Genomic DNA, 2,230 nt, shown 5'->3' on the forward strand with positions numbered 1-2,230 from the left:
GCGCGGTTGGCTGCTGTGAGACTGACGCGACGCGAGTGCGACAACAACGAAGTGTGAGCAATGCAAGTTACCGAAACGCTATCCGAAGGTCTCAAGCGCGAATTCAAGGTGGTGGTACCGGCCGCCGAACTCGACGCCAAGGTCAACGCACGCCTGGACGAGATCAAGTATCGCGTCCGCATCAACGGCTTCCGTCCCGGAAAGGTGCCGGTCGCCCATCTCAAGCGGCTCTATGGCCGCTCGACCATGGCGGAGGTGATCGAGACCACGGTGCGCGACGCCAACAACCAGATCGTCAGCGAGCGCGGCTACAAGCTCGCCGCCGATCCAAAGGTGACGTTGCCGACCGAACAAGGCGCGGTCGAGAAGCTGATCGCCGGCGAGAGCGACCTCGACTACACCATGGCGGTCGAGATCGTGCCGGCGATTACGCTGGCCGATTTCAAGACCATCAAGCTCACCAAGCTCACCACCGAAGTCACCGATGCCGAAGTCGAGGAGGGCATCGCCCGCATCGCCGAGCAGAACAAGCCCTATACCGCGAAGGCCGAGGGCGAGAAGGCCGCCAAGGACGATCGCGTCACCATTTCCTATGCCGGTACCATCGACGGCACGCCGTTCGAGGGCGGCACCGGCGACGATGCCGCCGTGCTGATCGGATCGAACACCTTCATCCCCGGCTTCGAAGACCAACTGATCGGCATCGGCCAGGGCGAAACCCGCACGTTGAAGGTGAAGTTCCCCGAGCACTACGGGCAGCAGACCCTGGCCGGCAAGGATGCCGAGTTCGTCGTCACCGCCAAGTCGATCGAGGCGCCCGGCTCGGTCACGGTCGACGACGAATTCGCCAAGTCGCTCGGCCTGGAATCGCTCGCCAAGCTGCGCGACGCGGTCAAGGACCGCATCGTGCGCGAACATCACGGGATGACGCGCCAGAAGCTCAAGCGCGCTCTGCTCGACGAGCTCGACAAACTGCACAAGTTCGAACCGCCGCCGTCGCTGGTGGAAGAAGAGTTCGATCGCGTGTGGAAGTCGGTGCTCTCCGAAATGGAGAACGAGAAGAAGACCTTCGCCGACGAGAACACCACCGAAGAAAAGGCCAAGGCCGAATACCGCGCCATCTCCGAGCGCCGGGTGCGGCTCGGCCTGGTGCTCGCCGAGATCGGCGAGAAGAACTCCATCACCGTGACCGACGACGAGATGAACCGCGCGGTGATGGAGCGCGTGCGTCAGTTCCCCGGCCAGGAGCAAAAGATATACGACTACTTGCGGCAGAACCCGCAGGCGCTCGCCGCCATGCGCGCGCCGATCTTCGAGGAAAAGGTGGTCGACTTCCTGCTCGAACTCGCCAGCGTGACCGAGAACAAGGTTGCGCGCGAGGAGCTCTACAAGGAAGACGAATCGGTAACCTGAACGACCGCCGCGACTTGCGCCGGGACTGTTTCGAAAATAGATCATCCCGGCGCGGGCTTGAGGCTAATCTAGCCTCGTGATTCGCGTGAAGGAGCCGAAATGAAAGATCCCGTCGAGACCTATATGCAGCTCGTCCCCATGGTGGTCGAGCAGACCAACCGTGGCGAACGGGCCTACGATATTTTCTCGCGGCTTCTGAAGGAGCGCATCATCTTCATCACCGGTCCGATCGAGGACCACATGGCGACGCTGGTGGTGGCGCAGTTGCTGTTCCTGGAAGCGGAAAATCCGAAAAAAGAGCTGTCCATCTACATCAATTCGCCGGGCGGGGTGGTGACCTCCGGCATGGCGATCTACGACACCATGCAATTCGTGCGCCCGCCGGTGTCCACGCTGTGCATCGGGCAGGCCGCCTCGATGGGCTCGCTGCTGCTCGCCGCCGGCGCCAAGGACATGCGTTTCGCGCTGCCCAATGCCCGCATCATGGTGCACCAGCCGTCCGGCGGGTTCCAGGGCCAGGCGACCGACATCATGCTGCACGCCCAGGAGATCCTGAACCTGAAGAAGCGGCTCAACGAGGTCTACGTCAAGCACACCGGCCAGTCGCTGAAGAAAATCGAAGACGCGCTCGAACGAGACTATTTTCTCACCGCCGAAGCGGCCAAGGACTTCGGCCTGGTCGATCAGGTCATCGACAAGCGCCCGGAGGAAATGCTGCCCAAACCCGCCTGATTTTGGCCTTCGGGCGGTTCCATAATGTGGCTAGACCGGTATCGGGACGTACGGCGGGGCGGCCGGTGTTTGGATATGTGAGCGA

2 protein-coding genes are annotated in these 2,230 nt (G+C 62.1%); both read left to right on the forward strand.

Annotated elements, in window-relative coordinates; all coding sequences use genetic code 11:
* Positions 1 to 60 precede the first annotated feature (60 nt).
* Positions 61 to 1,413: a trigger factor gene (tig, locus tag HY852_RS20260; RefSeq protein ID WP_291606593.1), complete on the forward strand. Its 1,353-nt coding sequence runs from the start codon at positions 61 to 63 to the stop codon at positions 1,411 to 1,413.
* Positions 1,414 to 1,512: 99 nt separating this feature from the next.
* The gene (clpP, locus tag HY852_RS20265; RefSeq protein WP_291606594.1) at positions 1,513 to 2,145 is read left to right on the forward strand and encodes an ATP-dependent Clp endopeptidase proteolytic subunit ClpP; all 633 of its coding nucleotides are present in this window, start codon (positions 1,513 to 1,515) and stop codon (positions 2,143 to 2,145) included.
* Positions 2,146 to 2,230: the final 85 nt, after the last annotated feature.

This window comes from Bradyrhizobium sp. (assembly GCF_016213215.1).
Taxonomy (GTDB): domain Bacteria; phylum Pseudomonadota; class Alphaproteobacteria; order Rhizobiales; family Xanthobacteraceae; genus Bradyrhizobium.